Origin of the sequence: Blastomonas sp. UPD001, from assembly GCF_003426715.1 — a bacterium.
In the GTDB taxonomy this organism is placed as follows: domain Bacteria; phylum Pseudomonadota; class Alphaproteobacteria; order Sphingomonadales; family Sphingomonadaceae; genus Blastomonas.
Map to the genome: position 1 here is coordinate 942735 of NZ_QKVT01000001.1, position 15409 is coordinate 958143.

Here is a 15409-nt window from a genome sequence, read left to right on the forward strand (position 1 = left end):
AACGCGTCGGCGGCATCGACGGTATCGAGGCTGACGAGCGCCAGCACGCCGCAATCCGTTGCCAGCGCGGGCAGCTGGGTCGGCACCTGCCACCGCCAGTCGAGCACCAGGATGTCCGCCCTGTCGGCCAGGCTCATGCCGATGGCCGAAACACGCCATCCTGCGGCTTCCACCAATGCTGCGGTCTCGGCCTCGTCGGCGACGATCGACGGCGCGGGGCTGGATGCCGCAGGCCAGTCGGTAAGGCGGAACCCTGCGTCTTCTGACATGCCTGTCCAGCCCCCCGGAATACCTCAATCCGCGAAGGGATCGCGGACCAATATGGTGTCCTCGCGCTCGGGCGAGGTGGATACCAGCGCCACCGGACACTGGATCAGTTCCTCGACGCGCTTGATATACTTGATGGCCTGCGCGGGCAGGTCAACCCAGCTGCGCGCGCCTGCGGTCGATTCGTGCCAGCCGTCCAACTCCTCGTAGATCGGCTGCACCGCCGCCTGGTCGCCGGCATGCGCGGGAAAATAGTCGAGCACCTTGCCGTTGAGCCTGTAGCCGGTGCAGATCTTCAGCTTGGGAAAACCGTCGAGCACGTCGAGCTTGGTGAGCGCGATTCCGGTCACGCCCGCGACGGCACAGCTCTGCCTCACCAGCGTCGCATCAAACCATCCGCAGCGGCGCTTGCGCCCCGTGACGGTGCCGAATTCATGGCCACGCTCGCCAAGCCGCTGGCCGGTTTCATCCTCCAGTTCGGTCGGGAACGGGCCCGATCCGACGCGGGTGGTATAGGCCTTGACGATGCCGAGCACGAAACCGCTCGCCTGCGGTCCCAGGCCGCTGCCGCCCGAGGCCGATCCGGTGATCGTGTTCGACGAGGTGACGAACGGATAGGTACCGTGATCGACATCGAGCAGCACGCCCTGCGCGCCTTCGAACAGCATGCGTGCACCGGCGCGGCGAATTTCGCCAAGGCGCTTCCAGACCGGCTGCGCGAATTCGAGCACGAACGGCGCGATCTCGGCCAGCTCGGCGACCAGCTTGGCGCGGTCGATCGGCGGTTCGCCGAACCCGGCACGCAGCGCGTCATGGTGCGCGCACAGCCGGTCAAGCTGCGGATCGAGCGCATCGAGATGCGCGAGATCGCACACGCGGATCGCGCGCCTGCCGACCTTGTCCTCATAGGCGGGGCCGATGCCGCGCCGGGTCGTGCCGATCTTGCCCTGGCCGCTGGCATCCTCGCGCAGCGCGTCGAGATCGCGATGGAAGGGCAGGATCAGCGGGCAATTGTCGGCGATCGCAAGATTGTCCGGGGTGATCTCGACGCCCTGGCCGCGCAGCTTCTCGACCTCGTCGCGCAGCGCCCAGGGATCGAGCACCACGCCATTGCCGATCACGCTGAACGTGCCGCGCACGATTCCCGAAGGCAGCAGCGAGAGCTTGAACACCTTTTCGCCGATGACCAGCGTATGCCCGGCATTGTGACCACCCTGGAAGCGGATCACCGCATCGGCGCGTTCCGCCAGCCAGTCGACGATCTTGCCCTTGCCTTCATCGCCCCATTGGGCGCCGATCACGGTTACATTGGCCACAAACCAACCCTTTTCGATGGTGGAGCGCATGGGGCCGCCACGCGCAAAGCGGGGCTGTCCTAGTGACGGCAGGCGCTGGCGTCCAGTGCGTTGCGCCCTTCGGCGATACAATTTGATGCACTTCGAGGATGGACCGGACCGGACCTGTCGCGGCAAATTGGCGCGCGGCAAGGTTTGGAGGACGACAGATGATGAAGAAAGGGCTGATCATTCTGGGCGCCGGACTGCTGATGGCACCGGTACTGGCGCAACAGGCACGCGAGGGCGGACGAATGCTGTCGCGCGAATGCCGGCGCGAAGTGGTCCAGCTGTGCGGCTTCAATCGCGGCGAGATGCGCGAGTGCCTGCGCGAGAAGAAGGATCAGCTCTCGCAGCCGTGCAAGGGCGAGATGATGCAGGCCATGGCGAAGCGCATGCGGCAGAACGATACGAGCGCCCAGACCACCGGCCGCGCGCGCACCATCGCCTATGGCAGCAGTGCCACGCAGCAGCTCGACCTGTATCTTCCTGAAGCCACGCGTCCGGCCAGCGGCTATCCGCTGATGGTCTTCGTCCATGGCGGCGGGTGGAGCAAGGGCAGCAAGGACATGGTCCAGCAGAAGCCCGATTTCTTCAACGCCAAGGGTTGGGCTTTCGCCTCGGTCGGCTACAGGCTCGTGCCCGAAGCACCGGTCGAGCAGCAGGCGGCCGATGTCGCCGCAGCGGTGGCCCGACTCAGGCGCGATGCCGCGACGCTCGGCATCGATCCGAAGCGGATCGTGCTGATGGGCCACAGTGCCGGTGCGCACCTCTCTGCGCTGGTCGGTACCGATCCGCAATGGCTGGGGCCGGACATCAGCGCATTGGCGGGCGTCATCCTGCTTGACGGCGCTGCATATGATGTCGCCGAACAGATGCGCCAAGGCAGCTTCATGACCAAGCGGACCTATGAGCCCGCCTTCGGCATCGAACCGGCACGGCAGGCCAGGCTGTCGCCGACGCTCCACGCCGCCGCCCCGAATGCGCCGCGCTGGCTGATCCTCTACGTCGCCCGGCGCGCGGACGCCACGGCCCAGTCGAACGCGCTCGCCCGCGCGCTGCAACAGGGCGGAGCCAGGGTGCAACTGACAGGCATGGACGGCGAGTCGCACATGACGATCAACCGAGAACTCGGCCAGCCCGGCAACCCGCAGACCGATGCCGTCGACGCGTTTCTGACGGATCTTTAAAGCGCGACAGCGTCCTGACCGACCAGGCGGTGGGTGCATCCGAGCGTGGCGGCTTCGTCCTCCGGCGTGATGGCCGCGACCGTTCGCCAGCCGATCGCGCGCAGCCGCGCGGCCGTGGCGCGATCATGCCCCACCGGCAGGAACAGCTTGCCAGCGCCCTGCACTTCGCTTTCGATGCCCAGATCGAGCAGCGCGTCGGGGTAGAGCGAAAAGCCGGTCGCGACCTCCTCGCCGCCCTTGCCGTTCGGAATGGCATAGGTGCCGCCGCGCCCCAGAGCGCCGGGACAGCCATCGGCATAGAGCGAGAAGCCGAACCAGCTCTGATATTCGAAGCCATGCCGCTCGGTCGGATCGAGCGTGACGGTGACATGGTCGGGCAAGGCCGCTGCGATCTCGCGCAGCGCGCGAATGCGGCTGGCCAGCGCGCCACCAGCATCGATCGCCGCCAGCGCATCGATAGCGGCCTCGAACGGCCCCATGGCATAGAGCAGCGGCAGATAGGCATCGGCGCCGAGCGCGGTCAGCCCGCCGGCATCCTTCATGTCGAGCTCGCGACGGACCGCACCGATCATGCCCGGCGGCAAGGGAAAGGCGCTGCTGGCGAGCGTATCGACCAGATCGGGCAAGGTCAGGTCGACCGTGATGCCGGTGGCACCCGCCTGGACCAGCGCCTCGATCGCGATCTGCACCACTTCCTGCGCGGCGGCGATATTGTCGTGCCCGATCAGCTCGGCGCCGATCTGGAGCCGCTCGCGTTCGGGCGCGAGCTGGTCCGAGGAAATCCGCAGCACCTGGCCGGCATAGCTCAGCCGCAACGGGCGTGGCGCCGACGCCATCAGCGTCGTCGCGACCCGGCCGACCTGCACGGTAATGTCCGAGCGGATGGCCAGCGTGCGCATCGAGGAGGGATCGACCATGCGGAAGAGATGCTGGCGGCCCGTGCCCTGCATCCGCGTGGCAAGCGACCGTTCATATTCCACCAGCGGCGGCGAGACCCGGTCATAGCCATGCGCCGAGAAGACCTGCATCGCATTGCGGGTCAGCCAGGCGGCCATTTCGGCGCGCGGGGGCAGCAGATCGGCCAGACCTGCGGGCAGGATATCGGGATTCGCGTCAGACATGGCGCTGCGCTTAGACGATAAGCGGCGATGGGAAAAGTTTGCAGGTGCCCCGGCGGGCGATCGCGCTCAAGGCCGGGCGGAGGCCTTGGTCATGGCGTCCTTGATCGCAAAGGCTTCGCGCGCCCAGTTCGAGCTGTGCGGAACCTGCGTGCTGATGTCGATCGAGGCATCGTAAACCAGAGGAAAAAGCTGCGTCTCCTCGCGCTCGACCCGCGCGAACATGGCCAGGATGCGTGCCTTGGCCGGGTGCCGATAGGCTTCCCATTCTGCCGCCACTCGTTCCTGGGTCCAGTATTTGCCCTGTTCGCAATAGTCGGCGTACAGCGCGGCGAGCTCCTGGTGGAATTCCTCGCCGATCGCGCGGACATGCGGCCGCGGATCGTTCAGCAGCTTGGCGTAGAGATAGCGGTCCTTCAGCGCGAGGTGCTGCATGACATGGCCGCTGAGCTGCCAGCGGGTTTCCGCCAGCAGTTGCTGATCGGGCATTTCGCTGCGGTCGAGCAAGGCCATGAGGCTCTCGCCTCTTTCACGCAGTACCGCGTGATCCAGCAACATTCTTTCGAGCATGCAAGCAGCCCCTTCAGGAGATGCCCCGGCATAGCACCGACAGATTAAGCTACGGTAAGCGATCTCGGTGCGTCTGAAAGCATGCCCGCAGGCCTGCAGGACGGCAGCGCCACCCTGCAGGCTCCGGGAAGGCGATCAGGCCGCCGACGAAAGGCGGACAGCCGCCATCTTGCCGCGACGATCCTGTTCCAGCTCGAAATTGACGCGCTGGTCGCGATCGAGCGTGTGCATGCCCGACGCTTCGACCGCGCTGATGTGCACGAATGCGTCGTTGCCGCCGTCATCGGGCTGGATGAAGCCATAGCCCTTGTCGGCGTTGAAAAACTTTACGGTGCCAATCGGCATAGTCATTTCCTTAAGAGTAGAACGCGGCAGGCCACCTGAAAGAGTGGACAATCCTTGCCGCGCGGTTGGAGCCGGACGTTCGATTGCGACCCCCAGAACGCCCGGCTCCGGCCATGGCGGGGGAAGATGAGGCAGCCGCACGGTGTCCGCGCCGCTGCCCGATGGCGTCAACAGGGCAGGAAGCTGCCGGGCTGAGGATAGGCGTGAATGTGCAGCCGCGCGCGATGCAGGCGGACATGGCCGCGCTGCGTCTCGCGCTCGCCGCCCGTGGGGGCATGAAGCGCGCGCAGCTGCGCGATGTGAAGATTCTCGAAGAGCTGATTGATATCGGGCAAGGCTGTCGCTCAATTTGCTGTACAAGCAAGAGCGTGGAGCAGCAGGGCCGCAGGTCTCTCAGTCGCGCGTAGGCTTGGGATCAGGATCGCGCGATGACGATGCTATAGCAGCAAATATGGAAAAAGTCGCATGCCAATTGCAGGAATTGTCAATTGTGCGACGAATGGCTCATTCGCCGCCCGGCGGCTTGCCGAAAATGTTGACATCATCGGGCCCGATCCAGCCGTTCATGTAATTGGCATAGAACAGCCCGAACGTCACCGCGGACACCAGGGTGGTGATCGCCATCACGCGCAGCGGTCTGAAATTGGCCGGCGCGCTATCGGCCTGGCCGCGCACCTTTTCCACGCCCAGTTCGTCCGCGGTCCGAATGCCGAAGGGCATCACGACAAAGGCCGTGATGACCCAGAACAGCAGATAGATGGCAAGGATGCTCGTCCAGCTCATGTCGAAATGCCCCTGATGACCACGCCCCAAATGGGTCAGGCGGCCTCGATCATCAAGACCGTGACCACCGGCTTCTTGCCCGTCCAGCGCGTCGCGGCGCGGCGCACGGCAAGGCGGATCGCCTCCTGCACGTCGTCGCCGGTCTGCGGCCCGCGCGGCTTGCCCTTGCCTTTCGCAGAGGGCTTTTCGATCGCTTCGCGCACATCTTCCACCGCCTCGGCGATGAAGGCGTCGAGATCGTCCTCGACCGGCAGGCCCAGCGGACGCAGCACCGGATCGCCGACCAGACGGCCCCTGGCATCGAGCGCCACGGCGACGCTGACCTGGCCGTTGAGCGCCAGCTTCCGCCGCTCGCCCATGGTCAGGCCGTCGGCGGGCAGTATGACATCGCCATCGAGCACCAGCCGTCCGGCGCGCTCGTGCCCGATCACGCCGGGTTCGCCCGGTGCCAGCCGCACGAGATCGCCGTTCTTCTGGACGACCGCGTGCGGAATGCCGAGCTCGAGCCCGAGCCGTGCCTGTTCGGCCATGTGCCGCATCTCGCCATGCACCGGCACCAGCACCTTCGGACGGATCCAGCGGTACATCTCGGCGAGCTCGGGGCGTCCGGGATGGCCCGAGACATGGATATCGGCCTGGCGGTCGGTGATCATCTGGATGCCGTCCGCCGCGAGCCGGTTCTGGATGCGGCCGATCGCGATCTCGTTGCCCGGAATGACCTTGGACGAGAAGAGCACGGTATCGCCCTCTTCGAGCTTGATCTGGTGATTGCCCTCGGCAACGCGCGCCAGCGCCGCGCGCGGCTCGCCCTGGCCACCGGTGGCGACGATCAGCACCTCGCGCCGGGGCAGGCCCATGGCGGTGTCGAAATCGACCAGCTCGGGCAGGTCGAGAAGATAGCCGTTCGCCTTGGCCACTGCGATGATCCGGTCGAGCGAGCGCCCGGCGACGCACAGCTGCCGGTTGGTCGCGCGCGCCACCTCGCCCAGCGTGTGCAGCCGTGCGACGTTCGACGCGAAGGTGGTGATGAGCGCCCTGCCCTTGAGCGGCTTGACCGCGGCGATCAGCGCGTCGCGCACCTCGCCTTCGGAGCCGGAGCTTTCGGGATTGAACACATTGGTCGAATCGCAAACCAGCGCCAGCACGCCCTCGTCGCCCAGCTGTGTCAGCGCTTCCGGGGTCGAGGGCACACCGATCAGCGGCTCGTCGTCGAGCTTCCAGTCGCCGGTATGGAAGACGCGGCCATAAGGCGTGTCGATCAGCAGCGCATTGCCCTCGGCGATCGAATGCGCGAGTGGCAGATAGCGGAAGCCGAAGGGGCCGAGCTGCAGGCTGCCATCATTCTCGACGACATTGAGCGTCACCTCGTTGACCAGCCCCTGCTCTTCCAGCTTGCGGCGGATCAGGTCGGCGGTGAACGGCGTGGCGAACAGTGGCACGCCGAGGTCCGCAGCCAGATAGGGCAGCGCACCGATATGGTCCTCGTGCCCGTGCGTCAGCACGATGCCGAGCAGGTCGTCGGCGCGCTCCTCGATGAACTCGAGATCGGGAAACACCAGTTCGACCCCCGGATAGGCGGGATCGCTGAACGTCATGCCCAGATCGACCATGACCCATTTTCCGTCACAGCCGTACAGATTGGCGTTCATGCCGATCTCGCCCGACCCGCCAAGGGCCAGGAACAACAATTCTTTACCGGGTGTCATCTAGTCAAAAAGCCCTTTCGGCGATCATCGCCAGCCCCTGAAGCGTCAGGTCCGGCTCGACCGCATCAAATATCGTCGTGTGCCGGTCGAACAGCACCGCCAGCCCGCCGGTGGCGATCACCTTGGCAGGTCGGCCAATTTCCGCGCGCATCCGGGCGACCAGCCCTTCCATCATCGCGACATAGCCCCAGAAAACGCCGATCTGCATCTGGTCTTCGGTATTGCGCCCGATCACCGATCCGTCCGTTCCCGGAATTTCGATGGCGATGCGGGGCAGCTTGGCAGCCGCACTGACAAGGGCATCGAGCGACAGGTTGATCCCCGGCGCGATGATCCCGCCCTTGTAAGCGCCGGTATAATCCACAACGTCATAGGTGGTTGCGGTACCAAAGTCGATGACGATCAGATCGCCGGGGTGCAAGGCGTGCGCGGCGATACTGTTGACCGCCCGGTCCGCGCCCAGCGAGCGCGGCTCGTCGACATCAATCTGGATGCGCCAGTCCGCAGGTTCGACCCCGGCCACCAGCGGTTCGACATCGAAATACTTGCGCGAGAGCATCTGCAGATTGTGCAGCGCACGCGGCACCACGGTCGAGATGATCACATTGGCGATATCCTGGCGAACATAGCCTTCGATCGCGAGCAGCTGGTTGAGCCAGACCGCATATTCGTCCGCGGTCCGCCGCGGGTCGGTCGAAATCCGCCAGCGTGCCTTGATCGTCCGACCATTGAACAGCGCGAACACGGCATTGGTGTTGCCGACATCAATCGCAAGCAGCATTCCGAGCACCCCTTACAAGAAATCTGATGGCATCAGCCGACAAGATCGACATCCCCGGCGCTGATCGTCTCGATGCGACCGTCTGCCAGGCGCAGCCGCAATGCGCCATCGGCGGCCAGTCCATCGAAAACCCCCTCGATGCGGTCGTCAGGCCCGCGCTGCACCGCCATCGCCTCGCCCGGCTTATGCGCGGCGGCGCACCAGACATCAAGCAGCGTTGCGGGCTCCACAGAACGCCACTGGGCAAGCCGGGCGGCGAAGCGATCCGCGAGCAGTTCGATTACGGCTGCCGCATCGATCTGCACCATCGCGCCGAGGTCACGCAGGCACGTCACCTTCCGTCCCGGTACATCGGGCGCGAGGGCCACATTCACGCCGATCCCCACCACGACCGCATCGGCGCGCCGTTCGAGCAGGATGCCGGCCAGCTTTGCGCCATCGACATGCACGTCATTGGGCCATTTCAGCCGCGCGCCACAATCGGGCACGATGTCCAGCATCGCGTCGTGCACCGCGAGCGCGGTGACGAAGGCGAGCAGATGCGCGGGCGGATCGTCGGGGCGCAGCCGCACCAGCGTGCTGCAATAGAGATTGCCGATCGGGCTCAGCCACTGGCGCCCCAGCCGTCCCCTGCCCCCATGCTGCTGCTCAGCGCGGAGCCAGAGCCCCTCGGGCGCGCCGGCATCGGCGCGCGCCATCATGTCGGCATTGGTGGAGCCGGTCAGCGCGACCGTTTCGATCACGCTGCCCAGAACAGTGCCTTGGCGGCGCCAGCGGTGACGGGGCTGAGCGCCAGCGTAGCGAAATAGCCGAGCGGCGAGACGAACAGCGCAGTGAGCGTCACCAAAGCCATGCGCGCGGCGGAATCGCTGGGCGCGATGACATCGGCGGGCTCGTCAAAATACATGACCTTGACGACCTTGAGATAATAGAAGGCACCGATGACCGAGGCGGCGATACCGATGGCGGCGAGCGGGATCAGACCGGCGGCGACCGCAGCATCGAACACCACGAACTTGCCCCAGAAGCCGAACAGCGGCGGGATGCCCGCGAGGCTGAACATGAACACGGCGAGCGCCGCCGCAAGGCCCGGACGGGTCTTAGAAAGGCCCGCCAGCTTGGCGATCTCCTCGACCGGACGGCCGTCGCGATCGTTCAGGTCGAGCACGCAGATGAAGCTGCCCAGCGTCATCGCGACATAGATGATCAGATAGGTCATCATTGCCGAAGCGCCCGCCTCGGTGCCGGTGGCGAGGCCGATCAGGATGAAGCCGACATTGTTGATCGACGAATAGGCGAGCAGACGCTTGATGTTCTGCTGACCGATCGCGGCGACGCCGCCCAGAATGATCGAGGCAAGCGCCACGAAGATCACGATCTGCTGCCAGACCGACTGCTGGCCGCCGAAGGCCTCGATCGCGACGCGCATGGTCAGCACCATCGCGGCGACCTTGGGGGCGGTTGCGAAGAAGGTGGTCACCGGGGTCGGCGCGCCTTCATAGACGTCGGGCGTCCACATGTGGAACGGCACCGCGCTGATCTTGAACGCCAGGCCCGAGAGGACGAAGACGATGCCGAACAATGCACCGGTCGACACGCCGTCGCTGAATGCCGTCTGGATGCCGATAAAGCTGGTGGTGCCGGTAAAGCCATAGAGCAGCGACATGCCGAACAGCAGGATGCCGCTTGCCAGCGCGCCGAGCACGAAATATTTGAGGCCTGCTTCGGCCGAGCGATCGTCGCTGCGCAGGAAGCTCGCGAGCACATAGGCGGCGAGGCTCTGCATCTCGAGACCGACATAAAGCGTCAGCAGATCGACCGCCGAGACCATAAGGCCCATGCCGATCGTCGCGAACAGGATGAGGATCGGGTATTCGGGGCGCATCAGATTGGCGCGCGCGAAGAATTTCGGCGCGACGATGATGCAGCCGATCGCCGAGAGGAACACGAGGATCTTCGACAGCGAGGCGAAGCGGTCCATGCGATACTGGCCGTAGAACGCGTCCGCGCCTTCGGCGAACGAGGGGTTCAGCAGGAAATTGAACGACAGCGCCAGGGCGCCGAACAGCGCGACCACGGTCAGCACGCTGACGAGGCGCGACGACTGAACGCCGCCCCAGGCCGCGATCAGCAGCAGGACAAGGCTCGAGATGCTGAGGACGATTTCCGGCGAGGCCAGCTGGAACCAGAGTTCGTAATTCATCAGTGATGGCCTTCTTCAGCATGGGCGGCGGGCGTCAGCGCAGGCGCCTTGCCCATCTTCACCTGCGCATCGCCCGCAGGCTTGACCGAGGCGAGGCGCGCTTCGAGCGCGCCCACGTCCTTGCGCATCGGCGCCATGAAACTTTCGGGGTAAACACCCATCCACAGCACGACGAGCGCGATGGGCAGCAGCAGCGCGATCTCGCGCTTGTTGAGATCGGGCATGGCAGCGACGTCGTCCGACTTGATCACGCCATAGGCGACGCGGCGATACAGATAGAGCATGTAGGCCGCGCCAAGGATGATGCCGGTGGTGCAGACGATCGCAGCCCAGCTCGACACCTCGTAGACGCCGACCAGCGAGAGGAACTCGCCGACAAAGCCGCTGGTGCCCGGCAGGCCGATCGAGGCCATGGTGAACAGCAGGAACAGCAGCGCATAGCGCGGCATGTTGATCGACAGGCCGCCGTAACGGTCGATCTCGCGGGTGTGCAGCCGATCGTAGATCACGCCGACGCACAGGAACAGCGCGCCCGAGACCAGACCATGGCTCAGCATCACCACCAGCGCGCCTTCGAGGCCCTGGCGGTTGAACGCGAACAGGCCGACCGTCACGATCGCCATATGCGCGACCGACGAATAGGCGATCAGCTTCTTCATGTCGCTCTGCACCAGCGCGATCAGCGAGGTGTAGACTACCGCGACCATCGACAAGGCGAACACCAGCCAGAGATAGTCGACCGAAGCCGCAGGGAACATGGGCAGCGAGAAGCGGATGAAGCCATAGCCGCCCATCTTGAGCAGCACGCCGGCGAGGATCACCGAACCTGCAGTCGGTGCCTGCACGTGCGCATCGGGCAGCCAGGTGTGCACCGGCCACATCGGCATCTTCACCGCAAAGCTGGCGAAGAACGCGAGCCACAGCCAGGCCTGCGCCTCGACCGGGAAGTCATAGGCCATCAGCGTCGGGATGTCCGACGTGCCCGCCTCGTTCACCATCCAGAACATCGCGATCAGCATCAGCACCGATCCGAGCAGGGTGTAGAGGAAGAACTTGTAGCTTGCGTAGATACGGTTCGCCCCGCCCCAGATGCCGATGATCAGGTACATCGGGATCAGGCCGGCTTCGAAGAAGATGTAGAACAGATAGATGTCCTGCGCGGCGAACACGCCGATCATCAGCACTTCCATCAGCAGGAACGCGGCCATGTATTCGCCGACGCGCGTCTGGATCGCTTCCCAGCTCGCGCCGATGCAGATCGGCATCAGGAAGACCGAGAGCATGATGAGCATGAGGGCGATGCCGTCGATGCCCAGCGCCCAGCTGAAGCGATCGAACAGCGCCGCTTTCTCGACGAACTGCCACTGCGCGCCGCCGATGTCGAAGTTCATCCACAGCACGATGCCAAGCGCCAGATCGACCAGCGTCGCGAGCAGCGCGATCCAGCGCGCGGCATTGGCGCTGACGAACAGGCAGGCGACCGCCGCCGCCATCGGCACGGCGAGCATCAGCGACAGGATAGGAAAGCCCAGTTCGTTCATGTCAGCGCACCATCAGCCAGGTCAGCGCGGCCACGAGGCCCAGCAGCATCACCAGCGCATAACTGTAAAGGAAACCCGATTGCAGCTTCATCGCCACGCGCGAACCGGAGGTGACCAGCACCGCAGCCCCGTCGGGACCGAAGCGGTTGATCGTGCCCTCGTCGCCGACCTTCCAGAAGAAGCGGCCCAAGGCGAAGCTCGGCTTGACGAAGATGTGGTTGTACAGCTCGTCGAAATACCACTTGTTGAGGAAGAACCGATAGAGCGGTGACAGCGCCGAGGCGAGCTTGGCCGGCAGGCTGGCGTTCACCAGATACATCAGAATCGCGGTCAGCAGGCCGATCAGCATCGCCACGGTCGAGGCGAGCTTCACCCAGAGCGGAACCTCGTGCATCTCGTGCATCAGGTGCGCGTTGAAGAACAGGCTGCCGTTCCAGAAGGCCGCGCCATGCTCGGCATCGATGAACGCATGGTGGAAGACGAAACCGGCGGCCACTGCGCCCACGGTGAGCACACCTAGCGGGATCAGCATCGGCAGCGGGCTTTCGTGCGGATGATAGCCGCCGGTGGTGTCCGCGCCGGCCTGGGCCGGGGTCTTGTGGACGCTGTGCTGAATATGCTCGGACTCGATCCAGCGCGGCGTCCCGAAGAACGTCAGGAAGATCAGGCGCCAGCTGTAGAAGCTGGTGAGCAGCGCCGCGAACACCCCGATGGTGAAGGCGAACTGGCCGACCTGGGTCCCGCTTGCGAACGCAGCCTCGATGATGCCGTCCTTCGAATAGAAACCGGCAAAGCCTGCGACGCCCACGATACCGACGCCGGTGATCGCCAGCGTGCCCGCCATCATCGCCCAGAAGGTGAGCGGGATGTGCTTACGCAGGCCGCCATAATAGCGCATGTCCTGCTCGTGGTGCATCGCATGGATGACCGAGCCTGCGCCAAGGAACAGCAGCGCCTTGAAGAAGGCGTGCGTGAACAGGTGGAACATCGCCGCGCCATAGGCGCCGACGCCCGCTGCGAAGAACATGTACCCAAGCTGCGAACAGGTCGAATAGGCGATGACGCGCTTGATATCGGTCTGCACCAGGCCGACGGTCGCGGCGAACAGCGCGGTGCACGCGCCGACGACAGTGACGACCGTGAGCGCGGTCGGGCTGGTCTCGAACATCGGCGACAGGCGGCACACCATGAACACGCCGGCAGTCACCATGGTAGCAGCGTGGATCAGCGCCGACACCGGGGTCGGGCCTTCCATCGCGTCGGGCAGCCAGGTGTGCAGCCCGAGCTGCGCCGACTTGCCCATCGCGCCGACGAACAGCAGCAGGCACAAAACGGTCATCAGGTCGAAGCGATTGCCGAGGAAGCCGATGGTCGCGCCCTGCATGCCGGGTGCGGCTTCGAGGATCGCAGGGATCGAGACGGTGCCAAATACCAGGAAGGTGCCGAAAATGCCCATCATGAAGCCCAGGTCACCGACGCGGTTGACGACGAACGCCTTGATCGCGGCGGCATTGGCGCTGGGCTTGCGGAACCAGAAGCCGATCAGCAGGTACGAGGCCAGGCCCACGCCTTCCCATCCGAAGAACATCTGGACGAGGTTGTCGGCGGTCACCAGCATCAGCATCGCGAAAGTGAACAGCGAGAGATAGGCGAAGAAGCGCGGCTGGTCCGGATCCTCGTCCATATAGCCCCAGCTATAGAGGTGGACGAGCGCCGAGACCGAGGTCACGACGACCAGCATCACCGCGGTCAACGTGTCGACGCGCAGCGCCCAGTCGAACTGAAGGTCGCCCGAGCGCAGCCAGGACAGCACCGGCACGACATATTCGGTGCTCGAACCGGACAGGAAGCCGAGGAAGATCGGCCAGGACAGGCCGCAGGCGACGAACAAGGCGGCGGTCGTTACCAGCTTGGCCGGGACGTTGCCGATGATGCGGTTGCCCAGGCCCGCGATGATCGCTGCCAGAAGCGGCAGGAAGACGATGAGGGTAATGCTCATGTGCCTCAGCCCTTCATCTGGTTGATATCGTCAACCGCGATCGTACCGCGGCCACGGAAATAGATGACGAGGATCGCCAGCCCGACAGCGGCTTCACCCGCAGCGACCGTCAGCACGAACATCGCGAACACCTGGCCCACCATGTCGCCCAGGAAGACGCTGAACGCGACGAGGTTGATGTTCACCGCGAGCAAAATGAGCTCGATCGCCATCAGGATGATGATCACGTTCTTGCGGTTCAGGAAGATGCCCAGCACGCCCATCACGAACAGGATGGAGCTGACCACGAGATAATGCTCGATACCGATCACAGCTGAACTCCCTGGCCAACCGCAGGCTGGGTATTGCGCGTCGCGTCTTCGGGACGGCGGCGGACCTGCGAGCCGATATTCTGCGGGCGAACGCCAGCGCGCCTGCGATGCGTCAGCACGATCGCGCCGACCATGGCGACGAGCAGCACGACGCCGGCGCTTTCGAACAGGAAGATATAGCGGGTGTAGAGCAGCTCACCGACCGCCTGGATGTTGCTCGCGCCCATGCGCGCGGGGTTGAGCGCGTGCTCACCGAGCGCGATATTGCCGGCGCGATAGGCGCCGATGCCGAACACCAGTTCGGCCAGGAACACGGCTGCCAATGCAAGGCCCAGCGGCAGGTTCTTCATGAAACCGCCGCGCAGCTCGGCAAAGTCGATGTCGAGCATCATGACGACGAACAGGAACAGCACCGCGACCGCGCCGACATAGACGATGACCAGCAGCATCGCGATGAATTCCGCGCCGATCAGCACCATCAGACCGGCGGCGTTGAAGAACGCAAGGATCAGCCAGAGCACCGAGTGCACCGGGTTGCGCGCGAGGATCGTGAAGGCACCGCTGGCGATCACCACCGACGCAAACAGATAGAAGGCAAAAATCTGGATCAAAGCTTTACAGCCCCCGATGCGCCCAATCGAGCTGGTCTTGTCTCAGGCCCCTGCCCGCCTCTCCCAGCGGACATCAGGACCATGCGTGAATCGAATTCGAGTGCGCCTTAACGATAAGGGGCATCGGCTTCAAGGTTGGCGGCAATGGCACGTTCCCATTTGTCGCCATTCTCTAGCAGCTTGCCCTTGTCGTAGATCAGCTCCTCGCGGGTTTCCGTCGCGTATTCGAAATTCGGCCCCTCGACGATCGCGTCGACCGGGCAGGCCTCCTGGCAGAAACCGCAATAGATGCACTTGGTCATGTCGATATCGTAGCGCGTGGTGCGCCGCGATCCGTCCTCGCGCGGCTCGGCCTCGATCGTGATCGCCTGGGCCGGACACACCGCCTCGCACAGCTTGCACGCGATGCAACGCTCTTCGCCATTGGGATAGCGACGCAGCGCATGCTCGCCGCGGAAACGGGGCGACAGCGGGTTCTTCTCGAACGGATAGTTGATCGTCGCCTTGGGCTTGAAGAAATATTTCAGCGTCAGCGCATGGGCCTTCACGAACTCATAGAGCGTGAACGCCTTGATCGTCTGCAACATGGTAATCAGACCCCGTATCTCGTCAGCATCAGGTAACCCGACACCAAGAAAATCCACAGCAGC

At 64.6% G+C, this 15409-nt stretch carries 17 protein-coding genes; 1 reads left to right on the top strand and 16 read right to left on the bottom strand.

The genetic code is table 11. From position 1 onward, the window contains the following. Both DM995_RS21675 and DM995_RS04600 read right to left on the bottom strand, forming a co-directional pair. Positions 1-269: hypothetical protein (locus tag DM995_RS21675; protein WP_198669252.1), on the bottom strand; the 269-nt coding region annotated here is incomplete at its 3' end. Positions 270-293: 24 nt separating this feature from the next. Further along, positions 294-1583, bottom strand: coding sequence for an adenylosuccinate synthase (locus DM995_RS04600; protein ID WP_023837678.1), 1290 nt, complete (start codon positions 1581-1583; stop codon positions 294-296). A gap of 188 nt (positions 1584-1771) precedes the next feature. Between DM995_RS04600 and DM995_RS04605 the strand changes: the two genes are divergently transcribed. Further along, entirely contained in the window at positions 1772-2791 is a 1020-nt protein-coding gene (locus tag DM995_RS04605) for an alpha/beta hydrolase (protein WP_232824059.1), read from the top strand. On the opposite strand, the gene DM995_RS04610 is transcribed toward DM995_RS04605, so the two are convergent. The 14 genes from DM995_RS04610 to nuoI form a co-directional block, all read right to left on the bottom strand. Then, positions 2788-3912, bottom strand: a complete 1125-nt coding sequence (locus DM995_RS04610) for an ATP phosphoribosyltransferase regulatory subunit (protein WP_116968648.1) — start codon at positions 3910-3912, stop codon at positions 2788-2790. The genes DM995_RS04605 and DM995_RS04610 overlap by 4 nt on opposite strands. Before the next feature lie 66 nt (positions 3913-3978). Continuing rightward, on the bottom strand, positions 3979-4422 hold the full coding sequence (locus DM995_RS04615) for a hypothetical protein (RefSeq protein WP_023837681.1): 444 nt from the start codon (positions 4420-4422) through the stop codon (positions 3979-3981). A gap of 192 nt (positions 4423-4614) precedes the next feature. Continuing rightward, positions 4615-4824 carry a cold-shock protein gene (locus tag DM995_RS04620; RefSeq protein ID WP_031317999.1) on the bottom strand — a complete coding sequence of 70 codons (210 nt, stop codon included), beginning with the start codon at positions 4822-4824 and terminating at the stop codon, positions 4615-4617. Between the two features lie 167 nt (positions 4825-4991). Next, positions 4992-5159, bottom strand: coding sequence for a hypothetical protein (locus DM995_RS21125; protein WP_023837683.1), 168 nt, complete (start codon positions 5157-5159; stop codon positions 4992-4994). Positions 5160-5328: 169 nt separating this feature from the next. Beyond that, positions 5329-5607 (bottom strand): DUF1467 family protein, encoded by a 279-nt coding sequence (locus tag DM995_RS04625; RefSeq protein ID WP_023837684.1) that lies wholly within the window; start codon positions 5605-5607, stop codon positions 5329-5331. A 35-nt stretch (positions 5608-5642) separates the two neighbouring features. Continuing rightward, a complete protein-coding gene (locus DM995_RS04630; RefSeq protein ID WP_023837685.1) occupies positions 5643-7313 on the bottom strand; it encodes a ribonuclease J in 1671 nt (556 codons plus the stop codon). Positions 7314-7317: 4 nt separating this feature from the next. After that, entirely contained in the window at positions 7318-8094 is a 777-nt protein-coding gene (locus DM995_RS04635; protein WP_023837686.1) for a type III pantothenate kinase, read from the bottom strand. A 32-nt stretch (positions 8095-8126) separates the two neighbouring features. Then, positions 8127-8837 (bottom strand): biotin--[acetyl-CoA-carboxylase] ligase, encoded by a 711-nt coding sequence (locus DM995_RS04640; protein WP_116968650.1) that lies wholly within the window; start codon positions 8835-8837, stop codon positions 8127-8129. Then, positions 8834-10297: an NADH-quinone oxidoreductase subunit NuoN gene (nuoN, locus tag DM995_RS04645; RefSeq protein ID WP_116968651.1), complete on the bottom strand. Its 1464-nt coding sequence runs from the start codon at positions 10295-10297 to the stop codon at positions 8834-8836. Before nuoN ends, DM995_RS04640 begins: the two co-directional genes overlap by 4 nt. Continuing rightward, positions 10297-11838 carry an NADH-quinone oxidoreductase subunit M gene (locus tag DM995_RS04650; protein ID WP_023837689.1) on the bottom strand — a complete coding sequence of 514 codons (1542 nt, stop codon included), beginning with the start codon at positions 11836-11838 and terminating at the stop codon, positions 10297-10299. The genes nuoN and DM995_RS04650 overlap by 1 nt, the downstream gene beginning before the upstream one ends. A 1-nt stretch (position 11839) precedes the next feature. Continuing rightward, positions 11840-13837 carry an NADH-quinone oxidoreductase subunit L gene (nuoL, locus tag DM995_RS04655; protein ID WP_116968652.1) on the bottom strand — a complete coding sequence of 666 codons (1998 nt, stop codon included), beginning with the start codon at positions 13835-13837 and terminating at the stop codon, positions 11840-11842. 5 nt (positions 13838-13842) lie between these two features. Next, positions 13843-14148, bottom strand: coding sequence for an NADH-quinone oxidoreductase subunit NuoK (gene nuoK / locus DM995_RS04660; protein ID WP_017671024.1), 306 nt, complete (start codon positions 14146-14148; stop codon positions 13843-13845). Beyond that, positions 14145-14759 (bottom strand): NADH-quinone oxidoreductase subunit J, encoded by a 615-nt coding sequence (locus tag DM995_RS04665; protein ID WP_023837691.1) that lies wholly within the window; start codon positions 14757-14759, stop codon positions 14145-14147. The genes nuoK and DM995_RS04665 overlap by 4 nt, the downstream gene beginning before the upstream one ends. Before the next feature lie 107 nt (positions 14760-14866). Next, on the bottom strand, positions 14867-15346 hold the full coding sequence (gene nuoI, locus DM995_RS04670) for an NADH-quinone oxidoreductase subunit NuoI (RefSeq protein ID WP_066275282.1): 480 nt from the start codon (positions 15344-15346) through the stop codon (positions 14867-14869). Positions 15347-15409 lie beyond the last annotated feature (63 nt).